The organism is Aureispira sp. CCB-E (genome assembly GCF_031326345.1).
Classification (GTDB): Bacteria; Bacteroidota; Bacteroidia; order Chitinophagales; family Saprospiraceae; genus Aureispira.
Map to the genome: position 1 here is coordinate 3,456,891 of NZ_CP133671.1, position 21,520 is coordinate 3,478,410.

General features: G+C 36.3%; 13 protein-coding genes. 3 read left to right on the forward strand and 10 right to left on the reverse strand.

Annotated features, from left to right (window positions below; translation table 11 throughout):
• Nucleotides 1-63 precede the first annotated feature (63 nt).
• The 4 genes from QP953_RS13370 to QP953_RS13385 all read right to left on the reverse strand — a co-directional run bounded on the left by QP953_RS13370 (nt 64) and on the right by QP953_RS13385 (nt 3,489).
• The gene (locus QP953_RS13370; protein ID WP_309555407.1) at nt 64-1,011 is read right to left on the reverse strand and encodes a hypothetical protein; all 948 of its coding nucleotides are present in this window, start codon (nt 1,009-1,011) and stop codon (nt 64-66) included.
• Between the two features lie 11 nt (nt 1,012-1,022).
• Nucleotides 1,023-1,886: a hypothetical protein gene (locus tag QP953_RS13375; protein ID WP_309555408.1), complete on the reverse strand. Its 864-nt coding sequence runs from the start codon at nt 1,884-1,886 to the stop codon at nt 1,023-1,025.
• Nucleotides 1,887-2,085: 199 nt separating this feature from the next.
• On the reverse strand, nt 2,086-2,943 hold the full coding sequence (locus tag QP953_RS13380; RefSeq protein WP_309555409.1) for a leucine-rich repeat domain-containing protein: 858 nt from the start codon (nt 2,941-2,943) through the stop codon (nt 2,086-2,088).
• A gap of 90 nt (nt 2,944-3,033) precedes the next feature.
• On the reverse strand, nt 3,034-3,489 hold the full coding sequence (locus QP953_RS13385; RefSeq protein ID WP_309555410.1) for a hypothetical protein: 456 nt from the start codon (nt 3,487-3,489) through the stop codon (nt 3,034-3,036).
• Between the two features lie 658 nt (nt 3,490-4,147).
• Between QP953_RS13385 and QP953_RS13390 the strand changes: the two genes are divergently transcribed.
• Nucleotides 4,148-4,678, forward strand: a complete 531-nt coding sequence (locus tag QP953_RS13390) for a hypothetical protein (RefSeq protein WP_052598323.1) — start codon at nt 4,148-4,150, stop codon at nt 4,676-4,678.
• Between the two features lie 110 nt (nt 4,679-4,788).
• Here QP953_RS13390 and QP953_RS13395 read toward each other — a convergent pair whose 3' ends face one another.
• From QP953_RS13395 to QP953_RS13410, 4 genes are all read right to left on the reverse strand, one after another.
• Nucleotides 4,789-11,967 (reverse strand): T9SS type A sorting domain-containing protein, encoded by a 7,179-nt coding sequence (locus QP953_RS13395; protein ID WP_309555411.1) that lies wholly within the window; start codon nt 11,965-11,967, stop codon nt 4,789-4,791.
• A 160-nt stretch (nt 11,968-12,127) separates the two neighbouring features.
• On the reverse strand, nt 12,128-13,453 hold the full coding sequence (locus tag QP953_RS13400) for a DEAD/DEAH box helicase (RefSeq protein ID WP_052598325.1): 1,326 nt from the start codon (nt 13,451-13,453) through the stop codon (nt 12,128-12,130).
• A gap of 36 nt (nt 13,454-13,489) precedes the next feature.
• Nucleotides 13,490-15,676: a hypothetical protein gene (locus QP953_RS13405; RefSeq protein ID WP_309555412.1), complete on the reverse strand. Its 2,187-nt coding sequence runs from the start codon at nt 15,674-15,676 to the stop codon at nt 13,490-13,492.
• A gap of 84 nt (nt 15,677-15,760) precedes the next feature.
• Nucleotides 15,761-16,555 carry a TraB/GumN family protein gene (locus QP953_RS13410; protein ID WP_309555414.1) on the reverse strand — a complete coding sequence of 265 codons (795 nt, stop codon included), beginning with the start codon at nt 16,553-16,555 and terminating at the stop codon, nt 15,761-15,763.
• Between the two features lie 851 nt (nt 16,556-17,406).
• Between QP953_RS13410 and QP953_RS13415 the strand changes: the two genes are divergently transcribed.
• Both QP953_RS13415 and QP953_RS13420 read left to right on the forward strand, forming a co-directional pair.
• Nucleotides 17,407-18,000 (forward strand): TetR/AcrR family transcriptional regulator, encoded by a 594-nt coding sequence (locus tag QP953_RS13415; RefSeq protein WP_309555415.1) that lies wholly within the window; start codon nt 17,407-17,409, stop codon nt 17,998-18,000.
• Between the two features lie 495 nt (nt 18,001-18,495).
• Nucleotides 18,496-18,942 (forward strand): hypothetical protein, encoded by a 447-nt coding sequence (locus tag QP953_RS13420; RefSeq protein WP_309555417.1) that lies wholly within the window; start codon nt 18,496-18,498, stop codon nt 18,940-18,942.
• Between the two features lie 19 nt (nt 18,943-18,961).
• On the opposite strand, the gene QP953_RS13425 is transcribed toward QP953_RS13420, so the two are convergent.
• Complete coding sequence (locus QP953_RS13425) at nt 18,962-20,014, reverse strand: alkane 1-monooxygenase (RefSeq protein WP_309555419.1); 1,053 nt, start codon at nt 20,012-20,014, stop codon at nt 18,962-18,964.
• A 253-nt stretch (nt 20,015-20,267) separates the two neighbouring features.
• Nucleotides 20,268-21,434, reverse strand: coding sequence for a PLP-dependent aspartate aminotransferase family protein (locus QP953_RS13430; protein WP_052598333.1), 1,167 nt, complete (start codon nt 21,432-21,434; stop codon nt 20,268-20,270).
• Between the last annotated feature and the right edge of the window lie 86 nt (nt 21,435-21,520).

Below are 21,520 nucleotides of genomic sequence, written 5' to 3' on the forward strand. Positions count from 1 at the left end.
TGTTTTTTTGTATATTCGAAGGGGGAATATAGATGTTGACCAACAATATAGAATACCTTCGAATTATAGTTTTTTAGAAAATACAAATAATAGCTCTCCTTTTTCTGCTTCAGATTCTATATCATGGGCTTCTACACAACCGTTAGGATTGTTAAGGGAAGGTTGTAGTAATTGAAAAAGCTGAAAGCCTTTTTCGGTATCTTCAACAACAAAATATTTTCTTTCAGAAGGCAAGTAATAGGTTCTTTCGGAAGAATTAAGTTCATAGGTTCTTCCATATTTTTCTTCGAGTGCTATATACACGACATGAGAGCCACTGAAAAAGGATTCATAATCAAATGGATAATTTGTACCATTGATAAAATTTTGAATAGAATGGTTTTCAATTTTTACATTAGGATAAACTTGGTTGGTTTTCTTATCTAAGACTTCATAGTTTCCGCTAAAATATAACAATTCAATTGGAAATTCGAGTTGATAGAAGCCATCTTGGTTATTATCATCTATGTCATCACTAACTTTGATGTACATCGTATCTTGATTTAATTCATCAACATATTGAGCACCCCAATAAAAGTTAGTAGAAAGCAAAAAAGAATGATTATCTTCTTTAATATCAAAAAAGTAATCTGCTTTTTTTTGAGGGTAAGCAGGCTGAAAGTAATAATGTCCGTTTACCATAGAAACCGTTCCATTCTGAATGCCATAAGCATTGCCAATTTCAAGTTGTCCTTGATTGTTGGCGATATAGGTTTTTAGATGGTTTTCTATAAATAGAGACGTCAAGTTGCCATTTTGAAGAGAATCATAATAGCTTTTTCCTATCCAAAAACCTTGTGGAAATGTCTGAGGATTGATAGCTTGGAGTGTATGTGTTTCCTTTTTTTCAATAGAATCTCTTGAGGTAGTGTTGTTGGTGTTAATCAATTCTTTAGATGCTGGAGCGGTTGAATTGTCGCAAGCAACTAAAAACAATACAATACAAATGGGAAGATATTTAATCGTAAACATAGGATGAGGTGTTATTTTCCTTTAAAATATTCTTTTATCGCATTCAGTCCTTGTTGCTTAATAGGATGAGGGATATTTTCAATTTTTTGATTGAAGAATTTGCGTGATTGCATGGCATCGTGAAAGGCTCGTCCCCATTTAGTCTCATGGTTCATATGTCGTAGCATTTTTGTCCCTAGTTTTGGAGTCGCCATTAATTTTTTCCCTTCAGCTGAGCTAATTTCGAGGACGTAGTTTTGAATAGGAGAGTAAGCAATAGAGGGGGAAATTTCATTAACTAAAGTTTGTAAAAGATAGACATTTTTAAGTTTAGGTAGTCCAAATAATTCATTGGGAATCGTGTGTAAATAAATACAATTTAAAAGGTTGAGTTCTTCTAGGTTTCTTAATTGCCATATTTCACGAGGAAGTTCAGTAAATAGGTTTAGACTCAAATCAAGTTTTATTAGAGATGAAATTTCAAAAATTGATAAAGGAATTTTTTCTTGATCTAGAAGGTAAATTTCTAGTTCTTCGAGATGATTGAAATAAGAGATGGTTTGGGGAACATATATTTCTACATGGGCGGCAATAGTTAATTGTTTTAGGTTTTTTAGGAGATAGATGCTGGCTGGGAGAATTGCAAATGCAGTATCCTTTATGGTTATAGAAAGAGATGTAGTGGTTAAGATTTGATGAATTTTGTACGCCAACGATATTTTAGGAGAGGCATTAAATGCACCAATATTTAATAAATAGTCGAATAGCGTTTCAAAGTGTACCAACGATAAGTCTAGGTCTGATTCTTTAGATAATTGTAAAGCTAATTCAATATTTTCAATAGTTCCAGATTTAAAAATTTCAAAGAGAGCATTTATTTCTTTTTTAGAGTACATGAGTAAGGGATAGTTTGATTAGGAAATTAATAATCTAAATATAATTAATTCTGTATAACTTTTTAGCGAATTATGTAGAATTATAGAGGCTATATTCCCTAGGAAATATTGTATTGAGACATTATAAATTAAGAAAATGCAGCTTGTAGTAAATGAGCGGTCTGTTTATTATGCTTTGAATTATAAAGAGGAGGAATGATTAGTTTTTGTTGTAGTATATTGTACAATTAGGGAGTTTTTTTCTTAAATCTTTTACTTCTTGTTTGGGAATAGAATTACCTCCTAAATACAATTCTTTTAGATTCGTAAGAGAGCTCATTGCTTTAGGTAAATGTTTGATTCGATTATGTCTCAAATAAAGTCGTTCTAATTTTTGGAGTTGATGAATGTTTGGGGGGAGGGCTGTCAGAAGATTATTATTCAGGTTTAAGATTTCCAATTGAGGTAACAGAAGGATACAACAAGGGAACTCTTGAAAGAGGTTGTTTTCAAGGGTAAGGTATCTTAAATTAGTCAATTTATGAATACTTTCTGGTAACTGGGATAGCCTATTGCTTAATAAGTTAATACTTGTGAGCTCCGTTAAGTTTCCAATACTTTCTGGAATAAAAGTCAATTTGTTGTCGTAAGGATTAAATTTTTTCAATTTAACGAGTTGACCAATACTTTCGGGAATAGAAGTGATGTTATTTGAATACAAACTTAATAAGGTCAAATCGCTTAATTCACCAATGCTTTCAGGAATAGATTGTAACAACTGTTCCGTTATGACTATTGATTTAAGTTTTTTTAATTTACCTATTGTATCGGGAATTGATGAAACCTTCCTTTTTTCTTTGTTAATAAAAATGAGCCGTTCTAAATGTAGCATCTTACAAAGACTTTGGGTAAGAGATTTTTCATTAATTTGAGTGAATTCTAGTAAATACTTCCATGGCTTTAATAGTTCTATTATGGGTACATTTTGGCTTTGAGCTAGTTGAAATGCTAACTCAATATTTTCAATTTGAGCAGTAGAAATCAAGTACTGCATTTTTTCATGAGTGGAGTTGAACATATTATATATTTAACTGTAAAAATAAGGTGTAATTTCTGGAACCATGAGAATATACTATAGGCGTCATTGCTCTTAGCAGTTTTAAAAAGACTACCATCCAGGACCAAGTTTTTCTTTGGGGGCAGGCGTTATTGTTTTTAAGTGATTTAGTTGCATAGGGTTTTCTCTAAGTTGAATTCTTTTATGCATGTCTAATAGTGTTGTAAGAAGAAATACTACTATTTCATTATTACTATTTTGAATACTTTTTTGTTTAGCCAATGCGTTCTGAGTAGCCTGCCAAAAATAACCTTGGTTTGTTGGAGTAAAAGACCTCAAATCAAAGTTGAACATAACAATTTCCCTATCTCTAATAAATCCACCAAAACCATTGGCTATGTCTCCTTCCTCTTCCTTAAAAACGAATTTCTCTAGATAAGCACAGAATTCTTCCGCACCATCAATGCTTTTTAGTTCAGCAGTGATTAACTGAAGGATAAATGCCATAGCCGACCATCTTCGAGCGAATGTTCTACCATCTTCTAATGTCCAAAATGCAGATGCCATATATAAGTTGATTTAAGTCATGAGTTAAAAAAAGAGATAAAGATGTTTGCATTGAGACAATTCAAAAATATGGCTATAAACATTGGGTAGATCTTAAATGAACTTCTATTACCCCTTATTTTAAAAACAGCACTTTCAGGAGTAAAATATATTTCCGAATAGCGCAAATTTTGTAGGTGTCAACTTGAGGTAATTTTTTTATGCAAGTTGATTTCTGCTACCAGTTGATTGCGTTTATAAAAACAAAAAAACATTTCCTATCTCAAGCCCCAAATGACCATAACTATCTCCATGATAAATCCAAGTTACATAATCTTAGTCAAAAATAGTTAATTCTTTAAATACAATTAGGTGGTTAGGATTGGATTAATAGTCGTTTATCTCCTTTTCTAAATGGTGTGAAAGATTCTTATTTATAAATACATTCAACGATTAATTAAGGAATTATTATATTTAAGTAATCGTTCAAAAAAATGACAAGTACCACGCAGTAGCAGCAGAGCTGAAACTGCCTTCTTCTTCGATTAACAGAAAATAATCTCATTTTTTGTTATTATTTTCTCTGACTACTTATTTAATATCTATTATGCAGCTGTAATATTTCTCTATAAAAAGTATTTTAAAGAAATGAAGTTTTTATTTGTAAAACAGAATACTTATGCCTAGTCCGATACTTGATGACGATAAATCAAAGAAAATATTATTAAAAGAGTTTTTTAGTGAAGATACCATTGGATTTATTCAATTAGAAATAGCAATTATTGGTATCATGCATGTACTTGTAGGTTTTCATGATGTACATGAGTTTTATGAATATATTGAGAGAGGGGAGATGTCACGAGTAGCAACATTTTTTTTACTACAAACCCAATATATAGGAGGCTTCTTGCTTTCTGGTCTTTCTCTACTTTTAGGAGTGTTTATTGTAAGAACTTTTTTTGAAGGTCTAGATATAAAAGGAGAGTCGATTATTTGGGGCGTATTTATTATTTCTTCGGTAGTAATGGTCATTTGTTTAACCTTGATTTTATGGAACCATCTAAGTTACTTAATAACAATTAACATACATCCTCAATTTATTATTCTTGTGTGCTGGACATTACCTTATTCCTTAGGATTAATAATTTGGAGTATCATGTTTTGGGGGATTACCTTGCTCATAATGCCTAAAAAACATAATTTTTTATAGGTAGCCATTTTATTGTATTATGATAATGCCTATGCTATGTTAGAGCTTTTTTATGAAAAATAAAAAAGCCGTTACCCAATTTTTATTTAAGTAACGGCTTTTATTTTAAACTAGAATTTATTTTTAATCACTTTAGCTATGTGAACATAACCTGTCTTTTTGTGGTAAACTCTGACCATGTAAGTTCCTGGTGGATATTCATTCAAGTCAGTAGGAATGTTATTCGTTCCCAAAACAGCTTGATGTTCTTTTACCTCAATTAATTTACCCAAAACATCCATAACCTTTATTTCTAACATTTCTGCGTTTTCTGCTTCGTATTGATAGTACAGAACTCCATCAGTAGGGTTAGGATAGAAGTTATAAACCAGATTGCCTGTTTCGATGCTTAGCAATACAACATTAGAATAGGTAGATGTTCCGTCTAAATCGACTAGTTCTAAACGGTAGTAGTTGGGACCTTTGAATGGATGAATATCATCAAAAGAATAATGCGTAGTTTTGGTTGATTGACCTTGGGCTTTGACCTGACCAATTTTTTCAAAATTAAACCCATCTTTACTGCGCTCAATATTAAAGTAATCCGTGTTGTCCTCCGTTTCGGTTCCCCAAGTCAAGAAGTTAACTTTGTTGTTTGTTGTCCCATCAAAGTAAAGCCAATCTACAGGAAGCAAATCTATAGGTATTAAAATCAAACCAATCGAACCACCTGAGAAACTATTAATATTTTGTAGCTCTCCATAATTGACTCCATTAATAGTCGTCCCCAAAGGTCCTGTTAGGTGTAAACTGTCGTAAACAGGCGCATCGTAATTTGCACCTTCATTTTTGAAAAAGTACGAACCTAAAGGATAAGGATATTTGTAAGTATATCCACAAGCAGGGTAGGTTGCCATCCAGTTAATAGCAGCTGTCTCAATGGCTACTCGTTCTGCGGGCTCATAGTAAAAACGTACATTATAAGGGGCATTAACAGCACCACCGCCCAAATCTACATTCCAGCTACGCTCCATCTCAAAACGTTCTTCCCCTGGTGTCCAGCCTGTTGCACACGACGTAGGGGCAAAAGGTCCTTCGGACTCTTGATAATAACTAGTGGAATCCCATATCGTTACAAGAGGGAAACCTGGCATTGCTCCTGTCGTAATATCTCCTTGTATAGAGAAAATAATATCGTCTCCAACAAAGAAATGATGCCACCCATTGTTATCCGTACAATAGGTATTGGTACTCGTACCATTCAAGGCATAAATATATTGTTTGACAGTTATAGTAATACTTGAATCCACAGTATTGCCACACAAACTTTCTCGACGTACATAGTACGTTGTAGTAGTATCCGTGACGATATTAATACTATTTCCTGTGCCAACAAAACTACCTGTTCCATTAGGTCCCGTATACCAGTTGGTAACCGCACCTGTACCTGCAATCCCACCCGTGGCAACCAAGTTAACGGTTGTATTAGGGCAGAAACTGCCTGTCAATGGTGTGATGATAGGTGGAGTAGAAACGATAGGAGTCGTTATTACAATGCTAGCACTATCGGTACACCCTCGTGCATCTGTCACTGTAACAGCATTAAATCCTGGACACAAGTTAGCGGGGATAGCATTGGTATTACCATTTGACCAAAGGTAAGTATAAGGACCATTGCCACCTGTAGTAATGGCTGTTGCGCTTCCTACACAAAGTAGAGAATCGCAGCCAGATTGAACAATGTTTGTCAAACTAATTGCTAATGGACTTGGTTCTGTTATTGTAACTTGTGTAGAATCAGAACAACCAGCATTATCAAAAACGGTAACAGAATAAGTCCCTGCACAGAGATTAGTAGCTGTAGCTGTTGTTTGGTTGCTAGCAGCAGCATCCCATAAATAAGTGTATCCTGTAGTTACCGTACCTCCAATTCCTACAACTGTTGCTTGACCGTCACAAGCTGCATTACAACTTACATTAGTTGGAGGTAAGGTTGCTGCGGTCATTAGCAAACCATCGTCAACAAAGACGCTTGCCGTATCTGTACAGCCATTGGATCCTGTGATTGTTACCGTATAGGTGCCTGATGCTAGTCCAACTATCGTAGAATCTGTGCCGCCATTAGACCACAAGAATGTAAATGGTGGGACGCCACCTCCAGTCACAACTGCTGATGCTGTTCCATCGTTTGTACCAGAGCAGGTTAGAGGAGTAGAGACTGGATCTAAGATTGGATTGACAGTCGTCGTAACCATCACTTCTCCTTGGTTGTTACCACCTGCATTACCAAATCCACCATCAATTTGGATGACATAAGGTGTGTTTGGAGTTAATCCAGTGTATGTAAAGTTCCAGTTGATGGGTTGGACATCACAAGCCGTAAACGATTGACAGTCCACTAACGCAGAAGGATTGTTGTCACAAGGGGTTGCATCTTGGAATAGTGAAATGTTAAACCCATCTGTTGGGTTGATTCCCAAAAGACAACTACCATTAATTTGACCATTCATAATGTGTAACGTAACATCGCTACCATTACAATCGGATTCAAAGTAGTAATAAACAGAATTTTCAGGATTATCCCCTTCACTACATTCATCATAGCCAGGAGCACCACCAGAAATGTTTTCACCACCAGCACCTGAGGTATTCCAACAATAAGGAACATTAGGTAGCATAGGGACTAATAAAGCATCCAAACAGTTATCAAAACCACAGCCTTCAGAAATACAAATTTGATAATCTTCTCCATTATCGTCACCATCGTCATTGAATACTTGCAACCAAACCGTTGTGCCTGGAGCTGCTGCCACTTGGAAAGAAACATCGCTAGTCAGTCCTCCTTGGTCGCAGTCAATAGGCGTCAGACTACCACAAGTTCCTGTATAAGCAACTACGGTCAATTCAGAATAATCGCCAAAAGTTCCTCCAATCGCATCATCATTTCCTTCAATAACAGCATTACCAGAAGCTGGCATGGTAAATTGATACCAAGTTGCCCCACAGTTGCCACCACAACCTTGTGCATAAGCAGGATTGTAAGTAATGGTTGGATAACCATAATTGTTGGTTTGGAAGGTACCTGCTCCATTTAGACACGACTCAGATTGAACAGGCAACGCAATAGCATTGTTACAGCTATCATTGCTAGGTTGTGGATCGCCTGCAACTCCTGTTCCATAAGTTGGCATCATATCTATGATGTCGATATTGAAACTCCCTTCAATAACCAAGTTGGATCCATCGACTTGAATGAAGTATTGATTACCAGGAACAAGGCAGGTTGCTTCAATATTTTCTGTTACTAATGCCGTTGGCCAGTTGGAACTTTCAACCTCTGATAAGGTTCCTGTACAAGTATTATTAGAAGAAGCAAAAATGCGCACTTCTGGATCCATTCCTAAGATTACATTAGTAGAAGTAACATTTACCTCAACACGCCCAGATGGTGGGGCTGTGAATTGATACCAAACCGTATGTGTAGCATAGTTGCCAACTCCTGGCTCACCTACTTCTATATTAGCACAAATATTACTCTCATTGGTGCGAGTTTGCAAAGTACCTGTTGGTGTACCAAAGCTAAAGGCATCGCAAATGCCATTGTTGTATGGAGCATTGCTTGTACCTCCATCGTCATTGATTTGCAAGGTAAACCATCCATCTTCATCGCCAAGCAAACCACCAGAACCATCAACTTGTAGATAATAAATGCGACCGCCTTCTAAGCAATCTATAGACAGTTCTTCGTCTTTATTTAGGATGTCATAATCGCTATCTACTTCTAAGAAATTTCCTGTACAAGTATTATCATCAGAATAGTAGAGAGCCAATTGTAAATCAATTTCATCTCCTACATTGTTAGGGTCATTGTATCCATTAATCGTAATGTTACCAGATGCTGGTGCGACAAAGGTAAACCAAGCCGTTTTTTCAATGCCAAAAGCTGACGGAGTTGGTTCTCCTGGTTCTGTATCCGAACAAAGGTTGGTATAATTGACATTATTGTTAATAGCGCCTCCATTCGGAACAGTTCCTAAGTTAACAGCATTACACAACATATTATAAGGAGGACGCAGCCCTTGACCATCATCTTGAATATCAATTCTAAAATAACCCTCTTGATTTAAAAGAGAACCATCTACTTGTACGTAATAACGCTGCCCTGGATACAAACAAGTAACACTAACACTAGCATCAAAACTTGTTAGTGGATCGGCATCGCCATCTTCTAGTAAATTCATAGTACCTGTACAAAGCGTATTGCTAGATTCATAAACTGCTAATTGCAAATCAACAACATCCCCTAAACCTCCAGGATCTGCTGTAACGTTAACCGTCACTTCAGAAGTAGCATTTAGCCCAACGTGATTGGGAGCAACAAAGGAGAACCAAACGGTTTGTTCAATCGCAAAAGGATTGGGTTCACCCGCTTCGATGTCGGAGCAGAAATTGGAATAATCTACCCCATTATTGATCGCCCCTCCAACAGGAACAGTTCCTAGGTCAATGTAATCACAGATTAAGTCGTTTGTTGGAATTGGGACTGGAGTTGCAGGGGTTAAATTTAAATCAAAGTACCCTTGAACATTTAAAACAGAACCATCTACCATCAAGAAATACGTTTTGTTTTCTTCTAAACAGCGGACGTTCATAAATTCGTTGAACAAGTCTAAAACAGAGTATTCGCTAGTCATTTCAGTCAATGTTCCTGTACAACTATTGTTAGATGATTCAAAGACTGCTAGCTGTAGGTCTACCGCATCGGTTCCAAAAGGCCAAGGCAAGTCTGAGGTTGCTTGGATATCTAATGCAAAAGGTCCTCCTGTAGTTGGGGTTGTAAATGTATACCAAACGGTATTGTCGGTGCCAAATGCAGTTGGATTAGGATCGCCCAAATCGTCTGCGCACAAATTGTGTTGGTTGGCAATACTGACAGGTCCTGCCCATGGGTTACCTAGTGGAATGGCACCACAAATCGTATCATTAGGAGAAACAGGAATAGGGGGAATTTCGGTAATGGTAATGTCGAAATAACCTTCGTGACCTTCTAGAAGAACAGGCGGTTCGCCATCAATTTGGACATAATAGGTATCGCCAGGAACCAAGCACCATAAGTCCATATCAACATCGTAGGTTAAATCGCTGCCACTTATTTCTTCAATCCAAGGTCCAGTACAGCTTGGAGATCGGTAAACAGCAATTTGCAAATTGATGGCATCAACGCCCCCAATTACAGGGTCGCTATTTAAATCAAAATTAACAGCTCCTGTCGATGGTGCGACAAAGGTGTACCAAACAGTTTGATCTGCTGTAAAGTTAGACGGCTGTGGTTCTCCAACGGCATCCGCACAGAAGTTATTTTGAGAACCATGCAAAGGAGTAGGCGAAGTACCAACAGAACCTCCTGTTGGGTCTCCTAGTGCAATCGCATTACAAGGTTCATCGTTGGCGGCAGGCGGATCTTGAGGGTCTCCATAGACCTCTATATCAAAAACACCTTCTTGTAAGTCAGGGTCAATTAAAGAGCCTTCACCATCGACCATTATCCAATATTCACGCCCAGGAATCAAACAATCAACCCACATGTCTTCGTCCCATACTACACCAATTCCATCGTGTTCTGATTTTATTTCAGTAGGAGTTCCTGTACAAACAGCACCTGTCAAATCATAAACGACAACTTGTAAGTCAATTCTATCAGGGCTTAGTAAGCCATAGTCGTTTAATCGAATTTCCACTTTTCCTGAAGGGGGAGCAATAAAGGTATACCAAATCCCTTGGTCATTTCCCCAGTTGGCAGGAATGGGTTCGAATAAATTATTGGCACAATAGTTATATTGACCTGTTAAACCAACGGTTCCTCCTGGCGCTGGTTGTCCTAGTGGAATGGCATCACAAATCAAATCATTGGGGGCAGGGAATTGACCACCATCAGTAATGGTTAAATCAAAAATACCATCAACATTCAAGGGCGAGCCATCGACCATTACCCAATAGTTTTCTCCTGGCGTCAAACAACGAACATCCATTTCTTCACCAAATAACCCTGGAGTATAGTCACTGTAAATATGATTGAGTGTGCCAGTACAGGTTCCGTTACTAGTACCATAAACAGCCAACTGCAAATCTACCGCATCGGTTCCTATAGGAAATGGAAGGTCGCTATCTGCATTGATGTAAACGTGACCAGATGGTGGCGCTTGAAACATAAACCAAACTGTTTTGTCGGAGCCCCATGCCCCTGGATTGGGATCGTTGGTATTCGTAGCACAGACATTAGAGCGACTTAGATTTGGGGTGGCAACAGAGCCACCACTAGGAACAGTTCCTAGGTTTTCTGCATCACAGATTTCGTCTCCTGCTTGTTGAATTCCATTGTCATTGATTTGCAGACCAAAAAAACCTTCTATTCCATTATTAGTAAGTAGTGTAAAAGCTTCCCCATCGACTAAAAGAAAATATGTAGTATTAGGTTGTAAGCAATTGATAGACATGTCTTCATCCCAGACAACCCCTGCTCCTTGATAATCTTCGGCTACTAAGCTAAGTGTACCACTACAAGTTCCGTTACTAGATTCGTATAAGGCTAACTGTAAGTCTATGCCATCCCCACGATTTTGTGGATCGCTGTTCGCATCGAAGTCGATAACAGCTGCGGGCATTGGACCTGTTGTAAAACGAAACCAAACTCCTTGATCGTTATTACCTCCCCAAGGGTTAGGATCCCCAGCATTGCCTGCACAAAAATTACCATAGTTACTGAGGTTACTATTACCAACAGAACTATTAGAATTTAAGGTGCCTAAATTGATGGCATTACAAACTTGATCATAACCCGAACCAGGAGGGTAGGAGCCTGTTGCAGTAATGGTGAAGTTGACATTAGCGGTACTAGAACCGCCTACATTCAAATTATAAGTAATGGAATTGCCAGGAGTAGGCGTTGCAAAATTTTGGCAACGTTGTTCCAAGCAACTTTGACTAACGACACAAGCAGTACCATCGTCTTCAAATGCTCTAAGGCAAACTTGTAGACTATTGGGATAACTGCTAGGGCAATTAAAGGTCTCGTTGTACTGTGTATTTGGAGGATTTGTAAAACAAATGCCTGCTCTAGGGTAGGTTGTATAGCCTTGTCCTGCTACCTCTACTCTCCAATGAGGTTCTGGAGCACCACCAAAAAAACCATCGGTACAAGTGGTGGTTGAGTTTCCGCTGTTGATTCGAACCGTAAGAGTTACTTGGGCAGATAAATTAGTACTAATTAAAAAAAGAAATGCAAAAAAAAAGTGTAGACATCTTAATTTCATATATCTAAAATTTAGTATTGCCAGTGGGGAGGACAATAGGACATTAGCAATAAATGGGGGGTGAATCATTATTAAAGATAGAAAAAAAAGTAGATAAAGATTAAAAAAAGAATAAGGTTTGTGTTTTCATGCTTTTGATAATCTGTTAAATAGCTTGATTTTATCGAGCTAATTCTATTAATACTTTTTTCTTTTTAATGCGTTGTTTATGAACGTTTTTAATGACTTGTTTAACCTTACTTTCGTGTACAGCAGCATAAGCTAAGTGTTCTTTTACAACAACCAATCCTAAGTCTTCTTTTTGAAGTCCTCCTTTTTTGAATAAAGTGCCAACAATGTCGAACTTATTAATTTTGTCTTTTTTCCCAGCACTAATGTAGAGTGTTTTCCAAGTTGGTTTCTGTAAAGGAAGAACCTTTTCTGGCAGTTCAATATATTCTATTGTTTCATCAATATAGGTTCTCCATGGCTTGTCCTGTTCCAAAATAAGATAAGCGGTTCCTGTTGCTTTCATCCGTGCTGTTCGACCATTTCTATGGATGAATTCTGCCTCGGTATGCGGTAGTTGATAATGAATAATGTGTTGAATGGTTGGAATGTCTAAGCCCCTTGCTGCTAAATCTGTCGTAACAAGGATGTTGTGACTTCCATTTCTAAATTTGATTAGGGCTAATTCTCTGTCTTTTTGCTCCAAGCTACCATGAAATACATCGTGAATTATCCCCGCTCTAGAGAGCATCTGATGTACTCGTTCAACGGTTGTTTTTTGATTGCAAAAGATAAGCGTTGCTTCCGAGCCAACATAGTTGACCAACTTCAAAAAATCGTTTTCTCGATGCGCACTAGTAGTTACCAAAGCTTTGGTGCTTAGAGCTTCAGCGTTTTTGTCAGCAAGAAAATTTAAGGTAGTATAGTCGTTTAGACCAACAAATTCAGGTACTTCTACAGCTGTAGTCGCAGATGTCAGATGTCGGCGTTGCAAATTAGACAAATGTTCGATAATAAAAGACATTTCCTTGGAAAAGCCTAATTCTAATGATTTATCAAATTCATCTAGAACAAGATGTTCAATATTTTGAGTAGAAAAGCTTTCCCGCCGCAAATGATCTGCAATCCGACCAGGTGTTCCAACCAAAAGGGTTGGAGGAACTTGAAGGCTATTTAGTTCGGTTTGAATAGAGTGACCACCATAACAGCAGCTAACTTTGTATCCTGTCTGCATGTCCTTAAAAACTTGCGTAATTTGAAGCGCAAGCTCTCTTGAAGGCGTTAATATTAAAGCTTGAACCCCAAGCTCAGGTGCGTCGTTAAGTTGTTGTAAGAGTGCTACTAAAAAAGCAAGCGTTTTCCCAGATCCAGTAGGCGAGAGCAAGACAATGTTCGGAGCCTGTTGAGCTGTACGTTCCATTGCCTGTTGCATTTCGTTCAAAGCATCAATTTGCAACCGCTCAAGAATGTGTTTTGTTGTAATTTTGTTCGATTTCATAGCACAAAGATATATAAATATTGAACAAGTCAATAGCTAATTTTGGTCAATCATCTTAAAGGTAGCTTTTTTTACGGCAGACTGATTTTTGAGTTGTAATAAATTCTTTTCTGCTCGCATGGTGGCAATAGAAGTTGAAAAACGCAGTGCCTGTTGATTGGTTTGTGTAGGAGATTTGATGGTAATGATAATTTCGTCATTTAAAGCAGCAGAAAAGTGGATGGCGTTGGGGATAGAAGGCTTGTATTTTGAACCGACTGTATCTTGCAAAATTACCTCATAACCTAAGTCGGGGTATGTGCTGTTAGGGTTTTTGTTATTTCTAACTTGAATAGCGTAAACAACCTGTTGCCATTCTTTACTATATAGTTCTTGTAAGTAAAATCCAATGGTTTCTACCTTTGTTTGTGAATAATTGTAAGACTCTGTCCTAGACTCGGATAGTGTGAAATTAGCTCCTTGTGCTTGTAGGGTAACGCTGTAGTGGGCACCTTCTTGCATGATTCGATAGGGAATAAAAACTCGAATATCTTTTTGATTGTGAATCGGAAATTGAAGGCTTTGTTCGGCATTTTCGTTGATAAAAAATCCTTCTTGGATTGGTTTTCCATTTTCTAGAATTTGAATTTGGAAAATACCTTTACTATGGTAATAATCAGGAATATTGGTTTTAAACTGAAATAGTTGTCCAGAAATACCTGTAAATAGAATTTCTTTATGGTTAGTCGCTTCGATTCTAATATCGTTCAAACTATTAGGTCGAGCGTAATTTTTAGTGTCAAATGTTGCTAGTTTAATGGAAGGAACATCAATAGCTTCTATACTTAAGCGAGGTGCTAATTGTATGGTTGATGGGGCGACAAAATAAGGAAGAAAGATGAAAATAGTCTGTTGATTAAGAGAAGGTATTTTGGGTTCAACTCCTTTGTATACTTTATTAGGATGGATGGCATTCCAGTAGAATAATTCCGCAATTGTTTTATCAGGTAATGTCGGGAAAGACAGTTTTAGCTGAGCTTGACTAGGAATTTCTGGAATATTAAAATCTATTTGATATAAGATGCCTGAAATGCCTTGGTGCTGGTAACCAACACTTTGTTGTACTTGAAGGGCTTCAATCGTTTTAGCAATGTTTAAACTATCAGATATATGTTGTTGAATTAAAAAATCATTGCCTGTTAGTTTTAATTGAATAGCTTGAGACCCTTGTAAATTATAATAAGCAATGAAATAACTATACTTGCCAATAATCCGATTGCCTTGCACCGTTCGTTGTCCTGTTATTTCTAGTATATTCTCTAATCGAGCTTGCTTTTTATCCGTAATGTGTATCCGAATGTGTTTGCGTTTGTAAGATAAAGGGAGGCTGTATTGAAAATCAACTTGGATGCCCTTGATGCCTTTATAGTTCATGTTTTCAATTACGTGGAAGTTGGTAGAAGCAGGTTTTCGTTCGATTTTTTTTACTTCGAAATTAGCTGATTTAATTTGGTTGGTATGGACATTTTGATAATCCTTGTAAAAATCTGAATTGCCATGCTCTATTTGAAAACATCCTAAATACTGATAAGCAGTTGGATCGGCATTGTAAATGCAGACAGAAAGGCTATCGTAATTGCTAATTGCTGTGCTGAATGTTTGAGATTTAGTTTTAAGTGAATTTTTGTTTTTGACGCCATGCAAGGTAAGGTCTGAACTAATATTTACCAACCATTTAGGATCTGGTACACTGTAACCTAAACTAATAGGGTTGGCATTTGTATCTGGAAAAATAACAGCTGCTTTTAGGTCTAGAAATAGATCATAAATTTTGACTTGTTTTAAGCGGTATGCACGGTTGTAAATGGGGAGTCCTTGTCCTTTTATCCAAATCGTTAAACTAACATCATGCAAACCCTCTTCTACATCTATTTCACGGTATGGAATATAAATGTGAAGCAGGGTGTCTAAATTGAAACTATCCATACCTAAGCTGTCAATCCAATACGCCAAACTATCGCTGCATTGATAAGAAAAATCAATGCTTTTAGCAGCAATCATTTGCCCATTGTTCTTGATCTCTACAGAAAATTGTTGAGTAGGGATGCTAAGTACATAGGGTGTGCACTTAAATTGAATATCAATCCCTTGAGTAGTGCCGTGTTGTCCTTGGATATTGGTGTTAGGAATAACTCTAAACTGGCTTAATTGATAGTTAGATTGAGCTTGTACAATACTTGTCAAACACGTAAGGTATAAAATGTAGAGAAAACAATGCATTATTGGTTAGTTGTTATCAAAGAACTGCTGTCATTACTCAACTGCAAATTAGTAATAAACAGGTTTAACAGTATATCCTTTCTTTTTTAATAATCTCAAAACTCCTTTTTTTCCTCCCAAATGCCCTGCTCCAATGGCGGCAAAAAGACTTTGTTCTTTTGCAAACTGTTCAAATCTATTTGCCATGAGGATGTTACGATCATAAAGCAATACTTGCCGCATGCCACCAATTGATTTTTTTGCCTTTTTTAGCAACTTTTGCAAATCACCTTGTATATACAACTCCGATGTTTTTTTTATCTCTCTTCTAAAAGAAACAAAATGCGTTGCCATCTTTTTTAGGGAGCGACATTGTTCCTTGATATCAACTTTAGAAAACACACTCATTTGTTCTTGAAATGTCTCTAAACCCATCAATTCTTTATCCGCTTTTTCCGCAATATTGTAAAGGGCGCTATCTAATGCAACCGCATTGTCTTTTTGAAATTGAGATTCAGAGATCAAATTAAAAATCAAAATAGGAGAACTGTATTTTAGGTGCTCTAATTGATGACCTGTTTCTTTCTGCAATAGTCGTTCTAGTTTTTTATAGATTCTAGGATTTAAATAATCTTCTAAAGATACACCTTCAGGAAGTGTCGTAGCCTCTTGGAGTTGTTGAGGGTTGGCATCTTTTAAGTCAAACTCAGCTGCAAAAGCCGCACAGTTTTGAATGCATTGTTCCAAAAAATCAATATTTCTAAAAGCACGGTTATCTCTTACATGCATGGTGCCAAAGAGATAAGATGGTGTGGCTAAACTTTGACCGCTAATTTCCCAAAGAAGGCTGTGTTTTTTTGTCATTCTAATTATTATCTGGTATAATATTGCACCGTTTTGTGTTGACCTATATTAAAATATACTATCAAAATGGTTGCCAAAATGAATTAGGTAGTATGTAAAATTAGTCATTAGTTATGAGCTACTAGGTGGTTTGAACAAACGATTGATAATCTTAATAGCTCATCTGTTATTTTGTAAATCGTATAAGATTAAAGCAACACTTAGTAGATGGTTGATGCATGAATAAATCGTTTAATGGAACGACAAGGTAAGGAAAATTTTAAACTGATCGCTTACTTATTCAGAATTTAGTCTCGTCATTTAGCCCTAATCATGTCTTAAAAGTCAGAATAGAATCCTGCTATTTTTAAACAATTATTCTTATCATACGTTTTTATTTCAAATGCCCTTCAACAAAGGGATAGGGAATCTAATAAGAGTTTTTTTTGTAAATTTTGTTGAACCAAAAGATGAAAATTAACAAAATTATTTGAATATTTGTTGAATGTTTGTCGTAGCAGTTGATTCTCTAACTTTTTAGTATATTGGTATTCTTCTTTTTGAGTAACTTTGGGAGTCAAAAAGAAGATCATTAATAGTAACAAACATCTTTAGAGTAGTAGTTAGCTACGCTGCTACTTCGTGGTAATTCGCTACGCTCATGACCTTGGGCTTTTGTGCTACTAGCACAAGCCTACTTGGCAAGCTTAGTTGTTTACTTTTTTAGCTCGGTTTGTTACTCCCTACGGTCGTGAGCTCGCTATGCTCGTGAGATCGCAAGCTTAGTTACCAAAAAGATAAAAAATCACATTTATCGAACTGTTGTTAGAGAACAAATTATTTTAAATTAATAACGAAAGAGAAAATAGGCAATGGGAAGAAAAAGCAAAGCAGATGTACGCAAGAAAGAAATATTAGAGCATTTCTACATTATATTAAAAGATGAAGGGTTTGAAAATGCATCCATTGCAAAAATTGCCAATTTGATGGATGTAAACCCTAGTTTGTTGATTCACTATTTCAAAACTAAAGATGAAATGGTCGTGGCATTCGTGAAATTTTTGCTAGGACGTTACGAAGAAACATTTAAAGAAAAAATGTTTAATTCAGAAGATCCCCAAGAGCGATTTAGCAATACTTTGGATATCATGTTCAGCGAAGATTGGTTGAATTTTTCTGATCAAACAGTTTTTTATGCTTGTTATTATTTGTCTTCTCGAAACATTCGTATTAAAGAACTCTTTCAAGAAATGTACAATAAGTTTAAGCAATTGTTGATTCCCGAAGCTGTTTCTTGGATCGAAGCAGGTATTGTTAAAGATATAGAGCCTGAAAATGTTGCGGATTATCTCATTATTGTCAACGAAGGCTTGACGTATTTTGATAAATTAATGAGCGATCCCGAAGGTTTCAAACGTCGAGCTAAATTCTTAAAAGAAGCCGTAATCAAAACCTTAACAACATAGTTTATCCCACCTCACTCGAAAAACAAACCTTACCTAAAGCATAAAATAAATTGCTTTAGAGGTTTTTTTTATGTTAAATGCTATCCTTAAGTGGCAATTTAGTATTTAATGGTTTACTTTTATGAGTAGTAGTCTGTTGAAATTATTGTTTTATATGTATATGGATGAACTTTTAACAACTTCAAACTACTTTTAAAAGTACCTCTATAGATAGATTTTCAGTTTGTCTTGCATTGTTTGACAAATTCCCCCATTTTAAGTTTCCTTATTTTAATTGTACTTGTTTGTGATAACAAGTCGTATAAATACAAGATTATAATCTAGGAATTTTTAAATAAATATGTTCTTTGAGAATTGTAGTGCACACAATAACTTGTGCGGTAGTAGTTCATTTTTAATGATAAATAGTTTGTTGAAACTACATTGTTAACTACTAAAACACTGCATCCTATTGATTCTACGACTTGTCAAAGAACCAATAAACATAAATCTATTATGAGAACATTCTTACAATTATGTATGTCCCTTGCTATAACTGTAAGCTGTTTGATGTCCAATAATTTACAGGCGCAAATTATGGCTGATACAAAACTAATGACCTTGCCTGAAGGAACCAAAATGGCAATGAAAGAATCTTTTGGAATTCCTGTTGGCGCCAAGTCAGTTTTGTTAGACAATGGAAAAGGTAAAATTTGTAGTTGTCAATTCTTTACGGCAACTGCTAAAGATGAAATTCAGTTATACGATTCTAAGCACTTATTCTCTTTGAGAAAAGTTACTATCAAAGGCTTGTTTGATGGCTCCCAAATGCATGTGGCTCGAATTTATTTTGAAAATACTTCCGACTATTTCAAACTAAAATGTTACACACGAGATATCTTAGTGAAACACGTTTCTGATTACCTCACAATTGGAGCTCCTATGACTATTAGGGAAAACTAAATGAAAATAAGGAAGAATATTAAGCCACCAAACGTTGGTTAAATGCTTCTACTTTTGGGTTCATTAGATAAAACCATAAAGGAGGAATAAGAGCAATCAACATAGAAGTTGGATAGCCCCAAGGTAGTAAAGGGGCTTTCTCGAAGTGGCGCAACACTTGATATTTTCTAGTTGATTTATAATGATGGTCGGAATGTCTTGTTAATTCATACAATAGAATTCTTCCAATATCATGATTGCAATTCCATGAGTGCCAAGGTTGAACAGGCTCGTATCGCCCTGACTCTAATTGACGGCGTTGCAAGCCATAATGTTCAATATAATTGACTGTTTCTAACATTAAAAATCCTAGTATGGCTGTAAGAATAGCAAAAGGCAACAAAGACCATCCAAAGAGAAAGACAACCAATGCCAAATAACCCAATTGAATGCACTGAAATTGAATCATTTGATTGTGTATACTGACAACAGGTTTTTCTTGTTGTTTCAAACGCCTCGCTTCTAAACTCCATGCAGAAATATAGCTAAAAATGACTGACCTAAAGTAAAAGGCATAGATGGTTTCATTGAATCTTGAACTAGCAGGATCCTTGGGCGTAGCGATATTGACGTGATGACCATGGTTGTGTTCAATGGCAAAATGCATATACAGATTAGGGATTAGTAATATCTTAGATAGAAACTTAGGCAGGGCTTCTGTGCGATGTCCTAATTCATGGGCTACATTGATGCCAACGCCTCCTAAGTAAATTCCTACAGTTAGAGTCAAACCAATGACTTCATAAGTTTGCAAAGCAGTATTGGCTAAGGTATAGAAATACCAATAAGTAATACCAATAAGCATGGGAACATTTAAATAGAGCAGAATATTAAAAAATACTTTGCTGGCTTGGGTTTGTTCTTCTTCTTTATCCAAATTATTGGTATTGCCAGGGAAAAACGCTTCCAGAATAGGAATGGCGATGAAAGCAACTGTAACTCCATTAAAAGACCAAATACCTCTGTAGTACAAGGCATGTGCGACAATTGCAGGAATAATATAGGCTAGCAAGTATTTTAAATCTCTCCACATAATAATTAAAGTTGATTGTTGATGAAAAGAAGGTAGCGATTGCGTTTTGATAATGCAATATCAAATTTAAAAGAGTTACTTGGAACTTATGATTACCAATTGAGTCTAAGCATGCTCTCCTACAAAATACAAAACTGAATTAAAATTTACAAATAAAGTATTGAGGATTATTACTTTGAACAAGCCTGTTCTTCTGTTACGAATAAAATGGACGATGCGTAAAACAGAAGAATAGGCTATTAAAATTAGGTGACTACAACAATTTTAAAGCAGTCGTTAATTTATCAATCAAGTATTCTGGCTCCTCTAAACCAACATAATATCGTACAAAAGTAAAGGGGAGAGGGGGAACTTCGTTTGGGTGCAAGTTGTAAAAGACGCAGGTAGGTATTTGCAAAGATTCATGTCCTCCCCAAGAGACAGCGAACTGAAAAAATGGAGCTAAGGCATCGGAGAATTGTTCCATTTGTTCTATTGTTTTTGCTTTAAAATTAACAGAAAACAAACCTCCTGCTCCACGCATTTGAGCTTGAGCTAAGTTGTATTGTGGAAAATCCTTATCGAGTGGATACAATACATAATCGACTTTAGGATGATTTTTTAAGAAGGCAATCACTTGCTCAGCTGTTTGGCTAATTTTTTCTAAACGAATGGGTAATGTGCGCAATCCTCGCAGAACCAACCAAGCATCATTGGGAGAAATGCAGGCTCCTAGAGTCATATATTCTGAATAGAATATTTTCTGAATCATGGCTTTAGACGCACAAACAACTCCAAAAACAACATCACTATGACCACCCAGATATTTAGTTCCTGAATGAACAACAATATCTATACCGTAGTCAATAGGATTTTGATAATAAGGACTAGCATAGCTGTTGTCGATAATGGTCGTAATGTTGTGTTGTTGAGCAAGTTGAGCGCAAGCTTTTAGGTCTTGTATTTCAAAAGTTAAGGAGTTGGGGCTTTCTAGCATCAAAACTTTGGTATTGGGACGAATGGCAGCTTCTATTTCTTGTATTGTAGTAGCATCTACAAAACTGTGTTCCACGCCAAATCGACTTAAGAACTTATCCAGCAACTTAAATGTCCAACTATAAGGTTTTTGAACACAAATAATGTGATCCCCTGCCGAAAGGTTGGCTACTATAGCAGCAGAAATAGCTGCGGAGCCACTAGCCAAAATCAGAGCATCTTCACTTCCTTCTAGGGCGGCCATTTTTTGACGAAGGATATTTACAGTTGGATTATTGCCGCGCGTATAAATAGAACCATCTAGTTCGTTCTTGAACCCCTCTCTAAATGCTTTGACATTTGGAAAACTAAAGTTGGAGGATTGAATAATAGGAGGAACAATAGCGTTGTAATACTTTTCCTTTTCCTCGCCATGGTGGGTTAAAATCTGAGACCAATCTTTCATTGTTTTGAATTTAAATGATTTTAGGTTTTTTTCTTAAAAAAAAGTTAATATATTTACTAAATGTACCAAGCCAATGTTTGGGCTTA